This window comes from Sphingomonas sp. Leaf407 (assembly GCF_001425385.1).
In the GTDB taxonomy this organism is placed as follows: Bacteria; Pseudomonadota; Alphaproteobacteria; order Sphingomonadales; family Sphingomonadaceae; genus Sphingomonas.
This window is the reverse complement of the sequence record NZ_LMQO01000004.1, coordinates 246,735-263,661: the sequence shown is the minus strand read 5'-3', so window position 1 is coordinate 263,661 and position 16,927 is coordinate 246,735. Positions and strand designations below refer to the sequence as shown.

Here is a 16,927-nt window from a genome sequence, read left to right as displayed (position 1 = left end):
ATCGGCTATGCAAGCACCCATCGTCATTCCCGCCTGCGCGGGAATGACGGTGAGTGGTCGAGAATGGTCCCTCTGCGCCGATCAGTCTTCCATGATCTGGCTGTTGGTCCGTGTATCGCGCATCCGCAGGTACACGATCAGCGAGATCGCGATCATCGCCGTCACATACCAGTAGAAGCCCTGTTCGAACTTCGCGTCCTTGAAGCGCAGCGCGACATATTCGGCGGTGCCGCCGAAGATGGTGTTGGCCAGCGCATAGGGCAGCGCCACGCCCAGCGCGCGGATATGGGCCGGGAACAGCTCCGCCTTCACCACCGCGTTGATCGAGGTATAGCCAGTCACGATGACGAGCGCCGCCATCACCAGCAACCCGGCAATCACCGGATCGCGCGTGTGCTCCAGCGTCGAGAAGATCGGATAGGTGAACAGCACGCCCGCCACCCCGAACGCGATCATCAGCGGCTTGCGCCCGATCCGGTCGCTCAGCGCGCCCGCCACCGGTTGCAGCAGCATGAAGACGAACAGCGTGACGGCGTTGATCTGGCTCGCGACCTCGCGGCTGAAGCCCGAGGTGTTGACGAGGAACTTCTGCATGTAGATCGAATAGGCATAGAAGGCGAGCGTGCCCCCGGCGGTTAGCAGCATCACCACCGCCGTTTCCTTGGGATGCTGCGTCACCAGCAGCCAGAAGCCCGATTTGGGCGCGCCCGCCGCCTTGGCGGCGGTGAAGCTGTGGCTCTCCGCCAACCCCCGCCGGATGTAGAACACCACCACCGCCAGCACCGCGCCGATGCCGAACGGAATGCGCCAGCCCCATGCGTCGAGCGCGCCTTCCGACAGCGTCGATTGCAGGATCAGCAGGACGAGGATGGCGAGCAACTGGCCCGAGATCAGCGTGACATACTGGAACGACGAGAAGAACCCGCGCCGGTCCTTGCCCGCCATTTCAGAGAGATAGGTGGCGCTGGCGCCATATTCGCCGCCGACCGACAACCCCTGCATCAACCGCGCGACGACCAGCAGTATGGGGGCGGCGACGCCGATGGTTTCATAGCCCGGCGTCAGCGCAATGATGAGCGAGCCGGCGCACATCAGCGTGACCGATACCGACAGGCCCGATTTGCGGCCGTGGCGATCGGCATAGATGCCCATGATCCACGCGCCGATCGGCCGCATGACGAAGCCGACCGCGAAGACGGCGGCGGTGCTCAGCAACTGCGCGGTACGATCGCCGTCGGGAAAGAAGTGCGGCGCGAAATACAGCGCGAACGCGGCATAGACATACCAGTCGAACCATTCGACCAGATTGCCGGTCGATCCGCCGATGATGGCTTTCAGCCGGGCGGCGCGGTCCGGCGCGGCGCCGGGCAGGGGGGATGTGGTAGCCATTGCCAAAGGCTAGGCCGTGGCGGCGGCCACGCCAACCCCCGAAACGAACGACGCCGCCGACCCGCTGTGGGTCGACGGCGTCGCCATCGCGATGACGCCCGATCAGCGCAGGTCGAGCATCACCACCGATCTGGCGGGCAGCGTCACGGTGAGCGTGCCGTTCTGCACCTGCGCGCCGGTGAAGGCGGCCGGCGTCACCACGTTCGGCGCGTCGAAGCTGTTGTGCGCGGTGATCGTCGGCGCGGTCAGCACCCGGCCGGTGACAGCGGTGCCGGCGATGCCGGTCAGCGCCGCCTGTACCGTGGTCGGCCGGTTGGGATCGGCGTTCGACATCGCGACATGGATCACCCCGTCCTTGCCGCGTACCGCCGAGGCCGACACCGCCGGGATCGACCACTGGTCGCGCGAATACCAGGGGCTGGCGACCGTGATCGGCAGCACCGTGCCGTCGATGAACGGCTTGTACATCTCGAACACATGATAGGTCGGCGTCAGGACCATCTTCGGCCCGTCGGTCAGGATCATCGCCTGGAGCACGTTCACCATCTGGGCGATGGCGGTCATCTTTACCCGGTCGGCGTGCTTGGCGAAGATGTCGAGGTTGATCGCGGCGACCAGCGCGTCGCGCATCGTGTTCTGCTGGCGCAGGAAGCCCGGATGCGTGCCCGGGTCCTGCCCGTACCACGTCCCCCATTCGTCGACCGCCAGCCACACGCGCTTCTGCGGATCATATTTGTCCATGATCGCCGAATGCTTGGTAATGAGCTCGTCCATCTTGTAGGTCAGGCTCAGCGTCTCGGCCCAGCCCGCCTCGCCGAACTCGGTCGGCGACGCCTTGGGCGCCCAGCCGCCGGGGACGGTATAGTAATGGAGCGAGACGGCATCGATCTGGCCGATCGCCTGCCGCATCATCACTTCGGTCCAGTTATAGTCGTCGACGTTGGCACCCGAGGCGATCTTGAGGATGCGGCTGCCGCGCGGCGACTTGATGAAGGTGGCGAAGCGGCGAGTCTCATCGGCGGCATATTCGGGGCGCATGTTGCCGCCGCAGCCCCACAGCTCGTTGCCGATGCCGAAATAGGGCACTTTCCACGGCTGCTTGCGGCCGTTCTTCGCGCGTTCGTCGGCAAGCGTGCCGGCCTCCTGCGTCATATATTCGACCCACTCGGCCATTTCGCGCGGGGAGCCGTTGCCGACGTTGCCCGAAATATAGGCCTCGGCCCCGACCTGTTCGGTCAGGTCCATGAATTCATGCGTGCCGACCGCATTGTCCTCGGTCACGCCGCCCCAATGGGTGTTGATCTTGACCGGGCGCTTGGCTTTCGGGCCGATCCCTTCGCGCCAGTGATATTCGTCGGCGAAACAGCCGCCGGGCCAGCGGATGACCGGCACGCCGAGACGCTTCAGCGCGGCCACCACGTCATTGCGGAAGCCGCGCGTGTTGGGGATGGTGCGGTCGTTGCCGACCCACAGCCCGCCATAGATGCCGTTGCCGAGATGCTCGGCGAACTGGGTGAAGATGCGCTTGTCGTAGGTCGGGCCGCCCTGGTCGCCGCGGATCGTGACCTTGGCCGGCTCGCCCGGTTGCGGGGTGGGGGCGGCGGTCTGTGCCGAGGCGGTCGTCGCGATCAGCGCGCAGGCGGTGCCCACGAACCAGTGGCGGGCATGGCGGCGCAGGCTGCGCGCCAGTGTCGGTCGGGCCTTGGGCATGAAGCTCCCCTCTCCTGTTTTACTTGTCTGACTAATGGATAGCCATGCTTTCCCCGGCGATCAAGCGCCAAGTCGGACCGTGCGCGCTTTGCGTCCGGCGGGCGGGCAGGGTATGGAAGCGGCCTGCCCCTTTTCAACGAAGCGAGTCATCCCCTTTGAATCCTGTTCCCCAGTCGTGCGGCCTCGTCGCGGTCCTCGGCGCCCCCAATGCCGGCAAGTCGACGCTGGTCAATGCGCTGGTCGGGCAGAAGGTGGCGATCACCAGCCCCAAGGCGCAGACGACCCGCACCCGGTTGATGGGCATCGCGATCGAGGGCACCACGCAGTTGCTGCTGGTCGACACGCCGGGCATCTTCGAGCCGAAGCGCCGGCTCGACCGGGCGATGGTGTCGGCGGCGTGGGAAGGCACCCACGGCGCGGATGCGGTCGCGGTGGTGGTCGACGGCCGGGGCGGGATCGGCCCCAAGGTCCGCGCGATCGTCGAGCCGCTGGCCGACCGCAAGGAGCCGAAGCTGCTGATTCTCAACAAGGTCGACATCGCCGACAAGCCGCGCCTGCTCGACCATGCCGCGCGGCTGCACGAGATGGCGGCGTTCGAGGAGACGTTCTTCGTCAGCGCGACGACCGGCGATGGCTTGCCCGAGATGAAGGCGGCGCTGGCCAGGCGGATGCCCGAGGGGCCGTGGCATTTCCCCGAGGATCAGGTGAGCGACGCCACCGACCGGATGCTGGCGGCGGAGGTGACGCGTGAGCAACTCTATCACCAGCTTCACGAGGAACTACCCTACGCCAGCGCGATCGACACCGAACGCTATCTGGAGCGCGAGGACGGATCGGTCGAGATCCACCAGCAGATCTATGTCGCGCGCGAAACGCAGCGCGCGATCGTGCTGGGCAAGGGCGGGCAGCGGATCAAGGAGATCGGTGCGACCGCGCGCAAGGAGTTGCAGGAACTGCTCGGCGTGCGCGTCCACCTCTATCTCCACGTCAAGGTGAAGCCCAATTGGGAAGAGGACCGGATGCTCTACCGCGACATCGGGCTTGACTGGGTGGAGTGAGCGCTGAGGAGTTCGTCGACCCACGCCGGCACCAGTACGCTGGCCGGGCCGAGGCGGCTTTCGTCGAACCGGTCGGACCCGGCCGAGCGATCGAGGTTCAGTTCCAGCGTCGCCGCGCCGACATGGTTGGCAAGCTCGACGAACCCGGCGGCGGGATAGACCGCGCCCGACGTGCCGATCGAGACGAACAGGTCGCAACCTGCGATCGCGTCCTCGATCCGCTCCATCTGGTAGGGCATCTCGCCGAAGAACACGATGTCGGGGCGCAGCCGGGGTGCGGCGCAGGCGGGACAGATGCTGCCGGGTGACAGATCGCCATCGCGCGGTCGCCGGTCGCCGCAGCGCGGGCACAGTTGCGACTTCAACTCGCCGTGCATGTGGAGCAGCCGCTTCGCGCCGGCGCGTTCGTGCAGGTCGTCGACATTCTGGGTGACGATCAGCAGCTCACCGGGCCATGCGGCATCGAGCCGGGCGAGCGCGTCGTGCGCCGCATTGGGCGTAACCCCGCCAAGCGCGGCGCGGCGCAGGTCGTAGAAGCGGTGGACGAGATCGGGATCGGCGCGGAGCGCTTGCGGGGTGCAGACGTCCTCGACCCGGTGCCCTTCCCATAGGCCGCCGGGGCCGCGAAATGTGGCGATGCCCGATTCGGCGGAGATGCCCGCGCCGGTGAGGATGACGATGTTGCGGATGGTCGTTCTCGCGAAAACTGGGGCGATTTCTGTCGCTTGCGTCGATCGCCTATGAAACCGGTATGATGCTGAAAAAATCGCTGCCGGTTGCATTTGAAAGGCAGGGACCCAGCATTCGTGCGTCCGCTGCACCTGCATCCTGATAGATTGAGAAGCAATACCGGCGGGCTTCGTCAAACGCTTCTGGACGGGACCGAATGCTGTCAAAGGGAAGGTAGCCGGATTCTTTGACAATGGCGCGGCGCGCGTTCGTCTCCGAGTGATTGGCCGCTATCAGGGAATAGTCCTGCTCATCGAAGCATATGATGTTTGCTTCGTATCGTTCGATGCAGAATCGATACGCACGATCCCGCATGGTTCTGGTATTCTTCGACCAGTTTGCGTCGGAAATTTTCCAATCGGCAGTTGATCCAAATTTTGAAGCACGTTGCGCAGCATCGATCCGGTCGGATGTTGCGTCGCCAGGCAAGGACGAGCAACCGGCAAGGATGGACAACAGAAAAATCTGTGGCTGAATTCTGCCCATTCTGAACCCGTTGCCCGTCGAGCAGCTAACACCGAAAGCATGTATCGATCCTTGGCAGCCGCGTCGGGTTGAGGGGGAAGGCCATGACCCGACGCAACCGGATCGACGGAACGATCCGCCGCCGCGACTCACGGTAGCGGCAGGGTATCCTTCGTTTCGATGTGTTCGATCTGTCCGGCGGTATGGAGAACCGAATAGATGGTGGCCGCCGCCAATAGTGCCAATGTGCTGATTGCTATCAACATTGTCTTGCCTCTCTTCCGATGACCGGCATCGGGCTGGAGTTCAAGGTATGATTATTATCACCTATTCGTGGCCCTTCAAAACGGGTTCCCGGCGGGGTGAAGTATTTTCTTGGAAAGCCGGTCGCCAGAGGATGCGGCGACCGGGCGGCGCGCCCCTCGACAAGCGGCGGGGCGTTGCGCCAGACGGGCGGCATGGCCCGGCTGATCCTGTTTAACAAACCCTATGGCGTCCTGTCGCAGTTCACCGATCGCGGCAGTCCGACCGCGCGCGCGACGCTGAGCGATCATATCGCGCTGCCTGGCGTCTATCCCGCCGGACGGCTCGACCGCGACAGCGAGGGGTTGCTGCTGCTGACCGACGATGGCCGGTTGCAGGCGCGGATCGCCGATCCCCGGTTCAAGCTGGCCAAGACCTACTTCGTGCAGGTGGAGGGCGCGGTCGACGAGGCTGCGATGGCGCGGTTGCGGCGGGGGGTGGTGCTGAACGACGGGCCGACCCGCCCGGCCGAGGTTTCCGCGATCGATCCGCCGGTGTTGTGGGAGCGGGTGCCGCCGGTGCGCTTCCGCAAGTCGGTGCCCGATCACTGGCTGTCAATCACGATCCGCGAGGGGCGCAACCGGCAGGTGCGGCGGATGACGGCGGCGGTCGGGTTGCCCACGCTGCGGCTGGTGCGCTGGCGGGTGGGGGAGTGGTCGCTGGACGGGTTGTTGCCGGGGGAGTGGCGGGAGGCGTAGCGCACTGCCCCTCTCCCAACCCTCTCCCCTGAAGGGGAGAGGGCTTCAGGCGGCGTTCTGGTCGATGCCGAGTTCGCCGAGCTTTCGGTAGAGGGTGGAGCGGCCGATGCCGAGGCGGCGGGCGACTTCGGTCATGCGGCCGCGATAATGGCCGATGGCGAGGCGGATGACGTCGGCCTCGATCTCGTCCAGCGCGCGCAGATTGCCGTCGGGGCGGAACAGCGTGACGCCGCCGGCATCGCCGTGGCGCGGCGGGGCGGTGGCGGGCCGCGCCTCGCCACCGTCGGCGATCTGCGCGATCTGCGGGAAATCGGCACGGGTCAGCGCGTCGCCGTCGCACAGCACCGCCGCGCGGAACAGCGCATTCTGTAGCTGGCGAACGTTGCCCGGCCACGCATAGGTCGACAGCAGCGCGATGGCATCGTCGGTGATGCCCAGTTGGCGCAACCCCGGCTGTTGCGCGATCCGCGCCATCAGGTGGCGGGCGAGCGCCGGAATGTCGCCGCTGCGGTCGCGAAGCGGCGGGATCGTCACCTGCACCACGTTCAGCCGGTAATACAGGTCCTCGCGGAAGCGCCCAGCCTCCACTTCGACGCTGAGCGTCTTGTTGGTTGCGGCGATGACCCGCACGTCGACCTCGCGCGGATGGCGCGCGCCGACCGCATGGACCTCGCCCGATTGCAGCACGCGCAGCAGCTTCACCTGCGCCTCGAACGGCATTTCGCCGACTTCGTCGAGGAACAGCGTGCCGCCGTCCGCCTCCTGAAACCGACCGGTCTTGCGTTCGAACGCGCCGGTGAACGCACCCTTTTCGTGGCCGAACAACTCGCTTTCGACGAGGTTGGTGGGGATCGCGCCGCAATTGACCCGGACGATGGGCTTGCGCGCACGGGGGGAGGCGGCGTGGATCGCTTCGGCGACCACTTCCTTGCCGACGCCGCTCTCACCCTCGATCAGCACCGGCACGCGGGCGCGTGCCGCCTTGGCGGCGATGGCGAGCGCGGCACGGAAGCGCGGGGCGGAGCCGACGATCTCGTCGAAGGCGAGCGGGGCGGAGAGTTTTTCGGTGAGCGGGCGAAGTTCGCCGCTCGCCTCGCCGCCGGCCGCCACGTCGAGCGCGGCGAGCAGCCGTTCGGCGGCGATTGGCTTGACGAGGAAATCGCTCGCCCCGCTGCGCATCGCCGCGACCGCACCCGCGACCGATCCGTTGGCGGTGAGCATCAGGATGGGGAGCGCGGGGCGGTGGCGGTGCAGTTCGCCGATCAGCGCGCCGGCATCGGCATCGGGCGACCAATGGTCGAGCAGCACCGCATCCAGCGCCGCGCCGTCGGGCGTGGCGAGCATCGCGATCGCCGCCTCGGCATCGGCGGCGAACACCGTGCGCCAGCTACGCCTGGCGGCGATGGCGGCGACCAGCCGGCGCTGCGCCGGTTCGTCGTCGATGACCATCAGCACCCGCTGTCCGCCTCGCATCATCGCCCATCCCCGTTGTCCATCGTCCCGTACCGGGGCAGTTCTAGGCGGCATCGTGTAAAAACGCCCTTAATGGCGCGGATGGCCTGCGGGGCTTGGCGACGGGCGACGGGCACGGTACGGTGCGTCCAAAGAGCCGTCCGACAAGCGGACGCACAGGAGAGCCGACCATGGCGACCAACGGCCGACCGCCCGCACATCCGGGCACCTACACCAGCTTTCTGCGCTGGTTCACCTGGGGGACCGTTTTCTGCGCGCTGCTTGCCGCGCTGGTCGTCTGGCTGATCGCATCCTGAGATGCGGATCGCCGTTCTTGCCGAACAGGCCGCCGATGAACGCCGCGTTGCCGCCACCCCCGAAACCGTCCGCAAGCTGATCCAGCTCGGCGCGACCCTTGCCGTGGAGGCGGGGGCGGGCGCCGGGGCGTCGATCGACGACGCTGCCTATGCCACCGCTGGCGCGACCCTTGGCGACCGGGCGGCGGTGCTGGCCGATGCCGATGTCGTGCTCGGCGTACAGGGGCCGGCGCCCGACAGTCTGGGCGGGGTGAAGCCGGGCGCATGGCTGGTCGCCGCGCTCAATCCCATCGGGGAGCGTGCGCGGGTCGACGGCTATGCCGCGCTTGGGCTCGAGGCGCTGGCGATGGAGTGGATGCCGCGCATCACCCGTGCCCAGTCGATGGACATATTGTCGTCGCAGGCGAACCTTGCCGGGTACAAGTCGGTGCTCGATGCCGCCGCCGCCTATGGCCGCGCGTTCCCGATGATGATGACCGCCGCCGGCACGATCAGCGCCGCGCGGGTGTTCGTGATGGGCGTGGGCGTGGCCGGGCTACAGGCGATCGCGACCGCGCGGCGGCTGGGCGCGCAGGTCAGCGCCACCGACGTGCGATCGGCGACCCGCGAGCAGATCCAGTCGCTGGGCGCCAAACCAATCTTCGTCGAGAAGGTGGCGGGGATCGAGGGCGAGGGCGCGGGTGGCTATGCCGGCGAGATGAGCGCCGAATACAGGGAAGCACAGGCCGAGCTGGTGTCGGGCCATATCGCCAAGCAGGACATCGTCATCACCACCGCGCTGATCCCCGGCCGGCCTGCGCCGCGCCTCATCACCGATGCCCAGGTCGCCAGCATGCGCGCGGGCAGCGTGATCGTCGATCTGGCGGTCGAGCAGGGTGGCAATGTCGAGGCCAGCGTGGCGGGGGAGAGCGTGGTGCGCCACGGCGTCACCATCGTCGGCCACCGCAACGTGCCCAGCCGGCTGGCGGCCGATGCCTCGGCGTTGTTCGCGCGCAACCTCTACAACTTCCTCGCCGCCTATTGGGACAAGGAGGCGGGCCGCCCGGTACTGCCCGCCGACGACGAAGTGACCCAGGCGATCGTTCTGACGCGCGGCGGACAGGTGGTGAACCCCCGCCTGTCGAGCTGAACCGACCAAGCAGGAACAGACCCATGGACTTTCTCTCGATCCTGTCGATCTTCGTGCTGGCCTGTTTCGTCGGCTATTATGTCGTGTGGTCGGTGACGCCCGCGCTCCACACCCCGCTGATGGCGGTGACGAACGCCATCTCCTCGGTCATCATCGTCGGCGCGCTGGTGGCCGCCGCCGCCGCCGGGGTGCCGGGGGCCAAATGGCTGGGGCTGCTCGGCGTCGTGCTGGCCAGCATCAACATCTTCGGCGGGTTCGCCGTCACCGAACGCATGCTCGCCATGTACAAGAAGAAGGGCTGAGGGGATGCACGAGGCCGCACCGGTCAATCCATGGGTCGCGCTCGCCTATCTGGTGGCGGGGGTGTGCTTCATCCTTGCCCTGCGCGGACTGTCGTCGCCCGCCACCAGCCGGCGGGGTAATCGCCTCGGCATGATCGGCATGGGGATCGCGGTGCTGACCACGATCTTTACGCACATCCCTTTTGCGGAGGGAGAGCAGTTCGTCAGCGTAGCGGGACGTGAGGTTCTTTCTGGGACGGTCGATTATGTGACCGTCGCTGAAATCCTCGCCGCGATCGGCATCGGCGCGGTCATTGGCCTGACCACCGCCAAGCGGATCGCGATGACGGCCATGCCGCAGCTCGTCGCCGCGTTCCACTCGCTGGTGGGCCTCGCCGCCGTGCTGGTCGGGATCGCCGCCTATCTCAATCCGGGCGCGTTCGGCATTTCGTCGCTGGTCGTGCCGATGATCGGCGAGCCGTTCGCGGTCATCAACCCCGTCGCCAAGGTCGAGATGGCGTTGGGCGTCGCGATCGGGGCGATCACCTTTTCCGGGTCGGTCATCGCGTTCCTGAAACTGAACGGCAACATGGGGGGCAAACCGATCCTGCTGCCCGGTCGCCATGGCATCAACCTGGGAGTGCTGGTCGGAATCCTGCTATGCGTCGCGGTATTCGCGCATGGCCAGGATGCGTGGCCGTTCTGGACCATTCTGGTGGCGTCGTTCGCGATCGGCTTCCTGCTCATCATCCCGATCGGCGGGGCGGACATGCCGGTCGTCGTCAGCATGCTCAACAGCTATTCGGGCTGGGCGGCGGCGGCGATGGGCTTTACGCTCGGCAATACCGCGATGATCGTCACCGGCGCGCTGGTCGGATCGTCGGGCGCGATCCTGAGCTACATCATGTGCCGTGCGATGAACCGCAGCTTCCTGAGCGTGATTGCCGGCGGCTTCGGCGCGACCGACAGTGGCGGCGCAGGGAGTGGTGCGGCGATCGACCGGCCGTGGAAGCGGGGATCGGCCGAGGATGCCGCGTTCCTGATGAGCCAGGCCGAACAGGTCATCATCGTGCCCGGATACGGCATGGCGGTCGCGCAGGCGCAGCACGCCCTCAGGGAGATGGGCGACAAGCTGAAGGAACACGGCGTCCGCGTGAAATATGCGATCCATCCGGTCGCGGGGCGGATGCCGGGGCATATGAACGTGCTGCTCGCCGAGGCTAACGTGCCCTATGACGACGTGTTCGAGCTGGAGGACATCAACGCCGAATTCGCGCAGACCGACGTCGCCTTCGTCATCGGCGCCAACGACGTGACCAACCCGGCGGCCAAGACCGACAAGACCTCGCCGATCTACGGCATGCCGGTGCTCGACGTCGAAAAGGCGAAGACGGTGCTGTTCATCAAGCGGTCGATGGGCGGCGTCGGCTATGCCGGGGTGGATAACGAGCTGTTCTACCGCGACAATACCATGATGCTGCTGGCTGACGCCAAGAAGATGGTCGAGGAGATCGTCAAGTCGATCGAATAGACCGCCTGCTGCCGGCTGGCCTTTGCCCCGATCCGCCGCCATAGCGGCGCGATTCAACCAGGGGGAATGACGGGTGGGGCTGGGGTTCGACGGATTTTCGAGCGGGGCGGCGGACGTGCGACGGGCGATCGTCGTGGCGTTCGACGCGGCAGGCAGCGACATGGCGGTGCGCGCGGCGGCGCATGGCGGCGTGCAGGTGGTGGCGACTATCACCAGCGGCGACGACGTCGCGGCGGCGCTGGACGGGATCGCCCATGCCGACCTTCACCTGATCGAAACCGCCGGGGCGAGCGTCGACCTGCTCGACGCGGTGCTTCCGCTGTTGCGCGATCGGGCGGTGCGCGACCGGGCACACATGGTCGTGGCGTTCGGCGCGGAGCACATCGACACGGTGACGCTGCATCTGCTCGGCGGCCCGGCCGATCTGCTGTGCGATGCCGGCCTGTCCGACCGGGTGGCGGCAATCGCGCTGGGCCGGGCGGCGGTGGGGGGCGTGCAGGACCGCGACCCCGACAGCGAACGGCTGCGGCGGCTGAACGAGGAGGTCGCGCGGATCGCCGAGGTACTGGCGCGGCTGGCGCGGGGCGAGGGCGATGCCGGCGGGAGCGTGCGCGACCGGTCGAAGGACTATACCGCGCCGCCGCCCGCCGGGGTGATGGGGACCGTGACTGCCGCCGAGGTGCGCGGCGCGATCCGCGCACGGCGGCTGCGCGGGCAGTTCCTGCCGACCGAGCTGTTCGCCGATCCGGCGTGGGACATGCTGCTCGACCTGTTCGCCGCATGGCTGGAGCGCACGCAGGTATCGGTGTCGAGCCTGTGCATCGCCGCCGCCGTCCCGCCGACGACCGCGCTGCGCTGGATCGGGACGCTGGTCGATGCCGGCCTCGTCGAGCGGCGCGACGATCCGGCCGACCGCAGGCGCGCGTTCATCGTCCTGACCGCGCGGGCGGTGGCGGGGATGAACGGCTATGCCGGGGCGGTTGCGAGCGCTGGCTTGGGTTGGGCGTAGGCATCTGTCTGAAACGCGCTGACGCGCGTTTTGCGGTGCCGGCCCGCTCCCCCGCCCGGCCACCCATTCAGGATACGCTGTGGGTGGACGGGAGGGGGAGCGGGCCGGCACCGCCTCCACGTCAGTGGAGCGGACTCAAACAAGGGGGCTTGCAACTGGCGGAAACCACGGTATTCCGCCGGTTCCCGCTAAGGGGGCGCTTAGCTCAGTTGGTAGAGCATCTCGTTTACACCGAGAGGGTCGGCGGTTCGAGCCCGTCAGCGCCCACCACGCAAGGACCGCCCGAACCCGGAGCACGGCGATGCGGCGACTGACCGATAAACTCTGTATTGTGACCGGCGGGGCGCGTGGCATCGGCCGGGCGATCGTCGAACGCTTCCATGGCGAAGGCGCGCGGGTCGTGCTGACCGACATCGATGCCGCAGCCGGACAGGCGGTGGCCGAGGCGATCGGCGTGCGCTTCGTGGCGCTCGACGTGCGCGAGGAAGGCGATTGGGCGCGGCTGGCCGAAGCGGTGCCGGTGGCCGATGTCGTGGTCAACAATGCCGGGGTGACGGGGTTCGAGCAGGGCATGGTACCGCACGATCCCGAACATGCCAGCCTTGCCGACTGGCGCGCGGTTCATGCGGTCAACCTCGACGGGACGTTCCTCGGCTGTCGCTATGCGATCGGGGCGATGAAGGCGGCGGGCGCGGGGTCGATCGTCAATATCTCGTCACGATCGGGACTGGTCGGTATTCCCGGCGCGGCGGCCTATGCGTCGTCGAAGGCGGCGGTGCGCAACCATAGTAAGAGCGTGGCGCTGTATTGCGCGCAGCAGGGGTGGCGTATCCGCTGCAATTCGGTCCACCCCGCTGCGATCCTGACGCCGATGTGGGAAGCGATGCTGGGCGACGGGTCGGACCGCGAAGCGCGGATGGCGGCGCTGGTCGCCGACACCCCGCTCCGGCGCTTCGGCAGCGTCGAGGAGGTCGCCGCCGTCGTGGCGATGCTGGCGTCGGACGAGGCGGCGTACATGACCGGCAGCGAGGTGCATCTCGACGGCGGGTTGTTAGCGGGATCGGCGGCGTCGCCGGGGTAGAGCGCTCGCGCGTTCCGGCGTAAGAGGGCGCATGCGGCAGGGGACATAGCGTTTGAACGGGATCGTGCTGTTCGCGATCGCGATCGGCTATGCCGCCGTGCTGTTCGCGGTGGCGTGGGCCGCGCGGGCGCGGCGACCGGGTCCGCGCGAACGGCGGATCGTCTATACGCTGGGCCTAGCGGTCTATTGCAGTAGCTGGACCTTCTATGGCGCGGTCGGCAGCGCGGTGGCCGATGGCTGGGCCTATCTGCCGATCTATTTGGGGCCGATCCTCGTATTCGCGCTCGCGCCCCGGCTGCTCGCCCGGCTGGTCGCGGCGGTGCAGGCCGATGGCGCGACCTCGATCGCCGACTTCATCGGCGCGCGCTTCTCGCGCAGCCGGGGGGTGGCGGCGCTGGTGACGCTGATCGCGCTGCTCGGCACGATTCCCTATGTCGCGCTCCAGTTGCGCTCGGTCGGCACGACCTATGCCGCGCTGGCGGGGATGGCCGATGCGACGCGGCCGATGATCGCGACCTCGCTGGTGCTGGCCGGGTTCGCGATCGGCTTTGGCACGCGGGTCGACGGGCGCGGGCGGGCGGACGGCGCGCTGCTGGCGGCAGTGTCGGTCGAATCGCTGGTGAAGCTGGCCGCGTTCGCCGCCGTCGCGCTGTTCGCGGTGCTGCTGGTGACAAATGCCGATTCGGGCGTGCGCGCGGCGGGCATCGCGCGGTTGCGACAGGGTTTTGCGCAGCCGCCCGCAGCACTCGACTTCGCGGTGGTGACGATGCTGGCCGCCGCCGCCGTGCTGTGCCTGCCGCGCCAGTTCCACGTGAGCGTGATCGCCGCCGCCAGCCCCGCCGATCCGGTGCGGGCGCGCTGGCCGTTCGTCGGCTATCTGGCGTTGTTCGCGGTGCTGGTGGTGCCGGTGACGCTCGCCGGACTGATCGCGCCGGCCGGGGTGCGGCCCGACCTGCTGGTCATCGGCCTGCCGCTTATGGGCGGCGCGCCGGGGCTGGCGCTGCTGGGGTTCGTCGGTGGATTCTCGGCGGCGACGGGCATGGTCGTGGTCGAGACGGTGGCGCTGGCGACGATGGTGTCGAACGACCTGATCGCGCCGCTGCTGCTGCGCCATCCGCGCCTCGGGCGCTCGGCGCAGGTCGGGCGGGTGCTGCTGTGGGTGCGGCGCGGCGTGATCCTCGGCATGATGGCGGTGGCGCTGGGCTATGCGCTGCTGACGCCCGCCGGGCAGGGGCTGGCGGCGAGCGGCATCGTCGCCTTTGCCGCGATGGCGCAGTTCGCCCCGGCGCTGCTGCTGGCGGTGGCGCATGGCGGGCGCGATCCCAAGGCGGCGATGGCCGGGCTGGCGAGTGGGCTGGCGGCGTGGGGGCTGCTGCTGTTCGTGCCGGTGCTGATCGGCCACCCGATCGTCGTGCTGCCGTCGGTCGGCGGGGCCGGGCCGCTGACGATGGGGGCGCTTGCCGCGCTGGCGATCAACGCGCTGGTGCATTGGGGGGTGGCGCGCAGCCGGGCACCGCGGCTGGCGATCGTGCGCGACGCGCGGGTGGCGCCGGTGCGCGACCTGCCCGAACTGGTCCGGCTGGTCGCGCGCTTCGTGGGCGAGGAGCGGGCGGCGAGCGAGCTGGGCGAGGGCACCCATGTCGATGCCCGCGCCGCACGGCGCGCCGAACGACTGGTGGCGCAGGTGGTCGGCGTGTCCTCGGCCCGACGGCTGGTGGCGTCGGCACTGTCGGGCGAGGGGCTGGACGTGGCCGAGGTCGCGCGGATGCTGGATGCCAGCGGGCAGAGCCTGCAATTCTCGCAAGGGCTGCTGGCGGCGACGCTGGAGCATATCGATCCGGGGGTCAGCGTGGTCGATGCCGCGCTGAACCTCGTCGCGTGGAATCAACGCTATATCGACCTGTTCGGCTTTCCGGCGGGCATGATCCGGGTGGGCGCGCCGGTGGCCGATGCGATCGCGTTCAACGCGCTGCGCGGCGATTGCGGGCCGGGCGAGGTCGACGACCATGTCGCGCGGCGGCTGGCACATATGCGGCGCGGGCGGCGGCACAGTTTCGAGCGGGTGAGGAGCGACGGGCGGGTGCTGAAGACGGTCGGCGGACCGATGCCTGGCGGCGGCTATGTGATGTGCTTTTCCGACATCACCGCCGAGGCGCAGGCGTTGCGCGCGGTGGAGACGGCGCGCGCCGAGCTGGAACGCCGGGTCACCGAACGGACCGCCGCACTGTCGGAGGCTAATGCCGCGCTGGCGCGGGCGACCGCCGACAAGACCCGGTTTCTCGCCGCCGCGAGCCACGACCTGTTGCAGCCGCTCCACGCCGCGCGGCTGTTCACCGCCGCGCTGGCGCGCGGGGCGGACGATCGCCAGCAGCCACTGGTGACGCGGATCGACCAGTCGATCGCTGCGGCGGACCAGCTTTTGCGCGCGCTGCTCGATATTTCCAGGCTGGACGCCGGGGGGATCGTGCCAGTGGCAACGCGGTTTGCGGTGCGTGAGCTGCTCGCTGAACTGGTCGACAGTTTCGCCGATCAGGCGCGGGCCAAGGGGCTGCGGCTGCGGCTGGGGGCGGGCGATGCGGTGGTCGAGACCGACCGGGTGTTGCTGCGATCGATCGTGCAGAACCTGCTCGGCAATGCGGTGCGCTATACCGCGCGCGGCGGAGTGGTGATCGGGGTGCGGCGGCGCGGGGGGTTGGCGCGGATCGAGGTGGTCGATAGCGGGCCGGGCATCCCCGAGGACGCGCGGGGCCGGGTGTTCCGCGAGTTCGAGCGGCTGGCGACGGCCGAGGACGCCGGGCTGGGGCTGGGCCTCGCCATCGTCGCGCGGACCGCGACGCTGCTGGGGGCGGTGGTCGAGCTCGACAGCCGGGTCGGGCGGGGCAGCCGCTTCGCGGTATCGCTGGCGATCGGCGAGGGGCCGGTGGTGACGGCGCCGGTGCGCACGGTGCCACAGGCGGTCCGGCCGCTGCGCTGCCTGATCGTCGACGACGATGCCGGGGTGCGGCGGGGGATGGCGGCGCTGGCGACCAGCCGGGGGCATGGGGTGCGGATCGCGGCAGGGGCGGACGAGGCGCTGGCCCAGGTGGACGGCGTGGCGGTGGCGTTCGTCGACCATGATCTGGGCGGGACGATCGACGGGCTGACGCTGATCGGGCAGCTTCGGGAGCGGGTGCCGGGGCTGCGCGCGGCGCTGGTGACGGCGGATGCCAGCCGGACGCTGGCGGAGGCGGCGCGGGACATGGGGGTGGCGGTATTGCTCAAGCCATTGTCCGGGGAGGTGTTCGATGCGTGGGTAGCCGCGCCGGGCAAGGCGTAGCGCAGCTACGCCGAGCCGCAATAGGCGCGGCCGGCCGGCGGCGCTGCCAGCGCCGTTCGACGACACGGGCTTTGCCCGTGGCGGGGCTGGGGGCGATCGGAACGGCTTCCGGCTGGGAGCCGCGTCGTCAGTGGGTATGGATTCCGGCCTTCGCCGGAATGACGAAGCGCGCCGGGCAAAGGTGTAGCGCAGCTACGCCGAGCCGCCCGAGGCGCGGCCGGCCGGCGGCGCGGGAAGCGCCGTCCGACGACACGGGCTTTGCCCGTGGCGGGCCTGGGGGTGATCGGAACGACTTCCGGTCAGGAGTCGCGTCGTCAGCGTGTATGGATTCCGGCTTTCGCCGGAATGACGAAGGGCGGCCCGTGGCACGGCGGCCACGACCCGGCCAAAGTTTACAAAGTTTACACTAACGACGGGTTTGTTGCGATCGGTTCGCGAATAGCGCGTTCCTGTGTCCCG

14 protein-coding genes and 1 tRNA gene are annotated in these 16,927 nt (G+C 68.6%); 10 read left to right on the top strand and 5 right to left on the bottom strand.

All coding sequences use genetic code 11. The annotated features are described in order from the left end of the window. Positions 1-81: 81 nt before the first annotated feature. Both ASG37_RS13415 and ASG37_RS13410 read right to left on the bottom strand, forming a co-directional pair. Positions 82-1,389 carry an MFS transporter gene (locus ASG37_RS13415; protein WP_055761137.1) on the bottom strand — a complete coding sequence of 436 codons (1,308 nt, stop codon included), beginning with the start codon at positions 1,387-1,389 and terminating at the stop codon, positions 82-84. 102 nt (positions 1,390-1,491) lie between these two features. Then, on the bottom strand, positions 1,492-3,099 hold the full coding sequence (locus tag ASG37_RS13410) for an alpha-N-arabinofuranosidase (protein WP_156349208.1): 1,608 nt from the start codon (positions 3,097-3,099) through the stop codon (positions 1,492-1,494). A 155-nt stretch (positions 3,100-3,254) separates the two neighbouring features. Between ASG37_RS13410 and era the strand changes: the two genes are divergently transcribed. Continuing rightward, positions 3,255-4,157 carry a GTPase Era gene (era, locus tag ASG37_RS13405; protein ID WP_055761133.1) on the top strand — a complete coding sequence of 301 codons (903 nt, stop codon included), beginning with the start codon at positions 3,255-3,257 and terminating at the stop codon, positions 4,155-4,157. Here the strand turns inward: era and ASG37_RS13400 are convergent. After that, the gene (locus ASG37_RS13400; protein ID WP_082448471.1) at positions 4,124-4,939 is read right to left on the bottom strand and encodes an NAD-dependent deacylase; all 816 of its coding nucleotides are present in this window, start codon (positions 4,937-4,939) and stop codon (positions 4,124-4,126) included. The genes era and ASG37_RS13400 overlap by 34 nt on opposite strands. Beyond that, positions 4,896-5,342 carry a hypothetical protein gene (locus ASG37_RS17720; RefSeq protein WP_156349207.1) on the bottom strand — a complete coding sequence of 149 codons (447 nt, stop codon included), beginning with the start codon at positions 5,340-5,342 and terminating at the stop codon, positions 4,896-4,898. The genes ASG37_RS13400 and ASG37_RS17720 overlap by 44 nt, the downstream gene beginning before the upstream one ends. Positions 5,343-5,809: 467 nt before the next feature. Here ASG37_RS17720 and ASG37_RS13395 point away from each other — a divergent pair, with 467 nt between their 5' ends. Beyond that, positions 5,810-6,352: a pseudouridine synthase gene (locus tag ASG37_RS13395; RefSeq protein ID WP_055761130.1), complete on the top strand. Its 543-nt coding sequence runs from the start codon at positions 5,810-5,812 to the stop codon at positions 6,350-6,352. A 45-nt stretch (positions 6,353-6,397) separates the two neighbouring features. Here the strand turns inward: ASG37_RS13395 and ASG37_RS13390 are convergent, their stop codons facing one another. Continuing rightward, positions 6,398-7,828, bottom strand: coding sequence for a sigma-54-dependent transcriptional regulator (locus ASG37_RS13390; protein ID WP_055761127.1), 1,431 nt, complete (start codon positions 7,826-7,828; stop codon positions 6,398-6,400). Between the two features lie 167 nt (positions 7,829-7,995). Here ASG37_RS13390 and ASG37_RS17425 point away from each other — a divergent pair, with 167 nt between their 5' ends. The 8 genes from ASG37_RS17425 to ASG37_RS13355 all read left to right on the top strand — a co-directional run bounded on the left by ASG37_RS17425 (position 7,996) and on the right by ASG37_RS13355 (position 16,468). Continuing rightward, positions 7,996-8,121 carry an aa3-type cytochrome c oxidase subunit IV gene (locus tag ASG37_RS17425; RefSeq protein ID WP_082448469.1) on the top strand — a complete coding sequence of 42 codons (126 nt, stop codon included), beginning with the start codon at positions 7,996-7,998 and terminating at the stop codon, positions 8,119-8,121. Position 8,122: 1 nt separating this feature from the next. Next, complete coding sequence (locus ASG37_RS13385; RefSeq protein ID WP_055761125.1) at positions 8,123-9,250, top strand: Re/Si-specific NAD(P)(+) transhydrogenase subunit alpha; 1,128 nt, start codon at positions 8,123-8,125, stop codon at positions 9,248-9,250. Between the two features lie 23 nt (positions 9,251-9,273). After that, complete coding sequence (locus tag ASG37_RS13380) at positions 9,274-9,552, top strand: proton-translocating transhydrogenase family protein (protein ID WP_055761122.1); 279 nt, start codon at positions 9,274-9,276, stop codon at positions 9,550-9,552. 4 nt (positions 9,553-9,556) lie between these two features. Next, a complete protein-coding gene (locus ASG37_RS13375; protein WP_055761119.1) occupies positions 9,557-11,062 on the top strand; it encodes an NAD(P)(+) transhydrogenase (Re/Si-specific) subunit beta in 1,506 nt (501 codons plus the stop codon). A 73-nt stretch (positions 11,063-11,135) separates the two neighbouring features. After that, positions 11,136-12,071 carry a winged helix DNA-binding protein gene (locus tag ASG37_RS13370; protein ID WP_055761116.1) on the top strand — a complete coding sequence of 312 codons (936 nt, stop codon included), beginning with the start codon at positions 11,136-11,138 and terminating at the stop codon, positions 12,069-12,071. A 194-nt stretch (positions 12,072-12,265) separates the two neighbouring features. After that, a tRNA-Val gene (locus ASG37_RS13365) sits at positions 12,266-12,341 on the top strand. Between the two features lie 31 nt (positions 12,342-12,372). Further along, the gene (locus ASG37_RS13360) at positions 12,373-13,152 is read left to right on the top strand and encodes an SDR family oxidoreductase (protein WP_055761113.1); all 780 of its coding nucleotides are present in this window, start codon (positions 12,373-12,375) and stop codon (positions 13,150-13,152) included. 52 nt (positions 13,153-13,204) lie between these two features. After that, positions 13,205-16,468, top strand: a complete 3,264-nt coding sequence (locus ASG37_RS13355; protein ID WP_235525242.1) for a PAS domain-containing hybrid sensor histidine kinase/response regulator — start codon at positions 13,205-13,207, stop codon at positions 16,466-16,468. Positions 16,469-16,927: the final 459 nt, after the last annotated feature.

Bases quoted from the DNA above. Each gene is read 5' to 3' on its own strand.
- ASG37_RS17425 (WP_082448469.1), top strand. From the start codon at position 7,996: ATGGCGACCAACGGCCGACCGCCCGCACATCCGGGCACCTACACCAGC.
- ASG37_RS13380 (WP_055761122.1), top strand. From the start codon at position 9,274: ATGGACTTTCTCTCGATCCTGTCGATCTTCGTGCTGGCCTGTTTCGTC.
- ASG37_RS13410 (WP_156349208.1), bottom strand. From the start codon at position 3,099: ATGCCCAAGGCCCGACCGACACTGGCGCGCAGCCTGCGCCGCCATGCC.
- ASG37_RS13395 (WP_055761130.1), top strand. From the start codon at position 5,810: ATGGCCCGGCTGATCCTGTTTAACAAACCCTATGGCGTCCTGTCGCAG.
- ASG37_RS13400 (WP_082448471.1), bottom strand. From the start codon at position 4,939: ATGCAACCGGCAGCGATTTTTTCAGCATCATACCGGTTTCATAGGCGA.
- ASG37_RS13415 (WP_055761137.1), bottom strand. From the start codon at position 1,389: ATGGCTACCACATCCCCCCTGCCCGGCGCCGCGCCGGACCGCGCCGCC.
- ASG37_RS13375 (WP_055761119.1), top strand. From the start codon at position 9,557: ATGCACGAGGCCGCACCGGTCAATCCATGGGTCGCGCTCGCCTATCTG.
- ASG37_RS13390 (WP_055761127.1), bottom strand. From the start codon at position 7,828: ATGATGCGAGGCGGACAGCGGGTGCTGATGGTCATCGACGACGAACCG.
- ASG37_RS13385 (WP_055761125.1), top strand. From the start codon at position 8,123: ATGCGGATCGCCGTTCTTGCCGAACAGGCCGCCGATGAACGCCGCGTT.
- ASG37_RS13360 (WP_055761113.1), top strand. From the start codon at position 12,373: ATGCGGCGACTGACCGATAAACTCTGTATTGTGACCGGCGGGGCGCGT.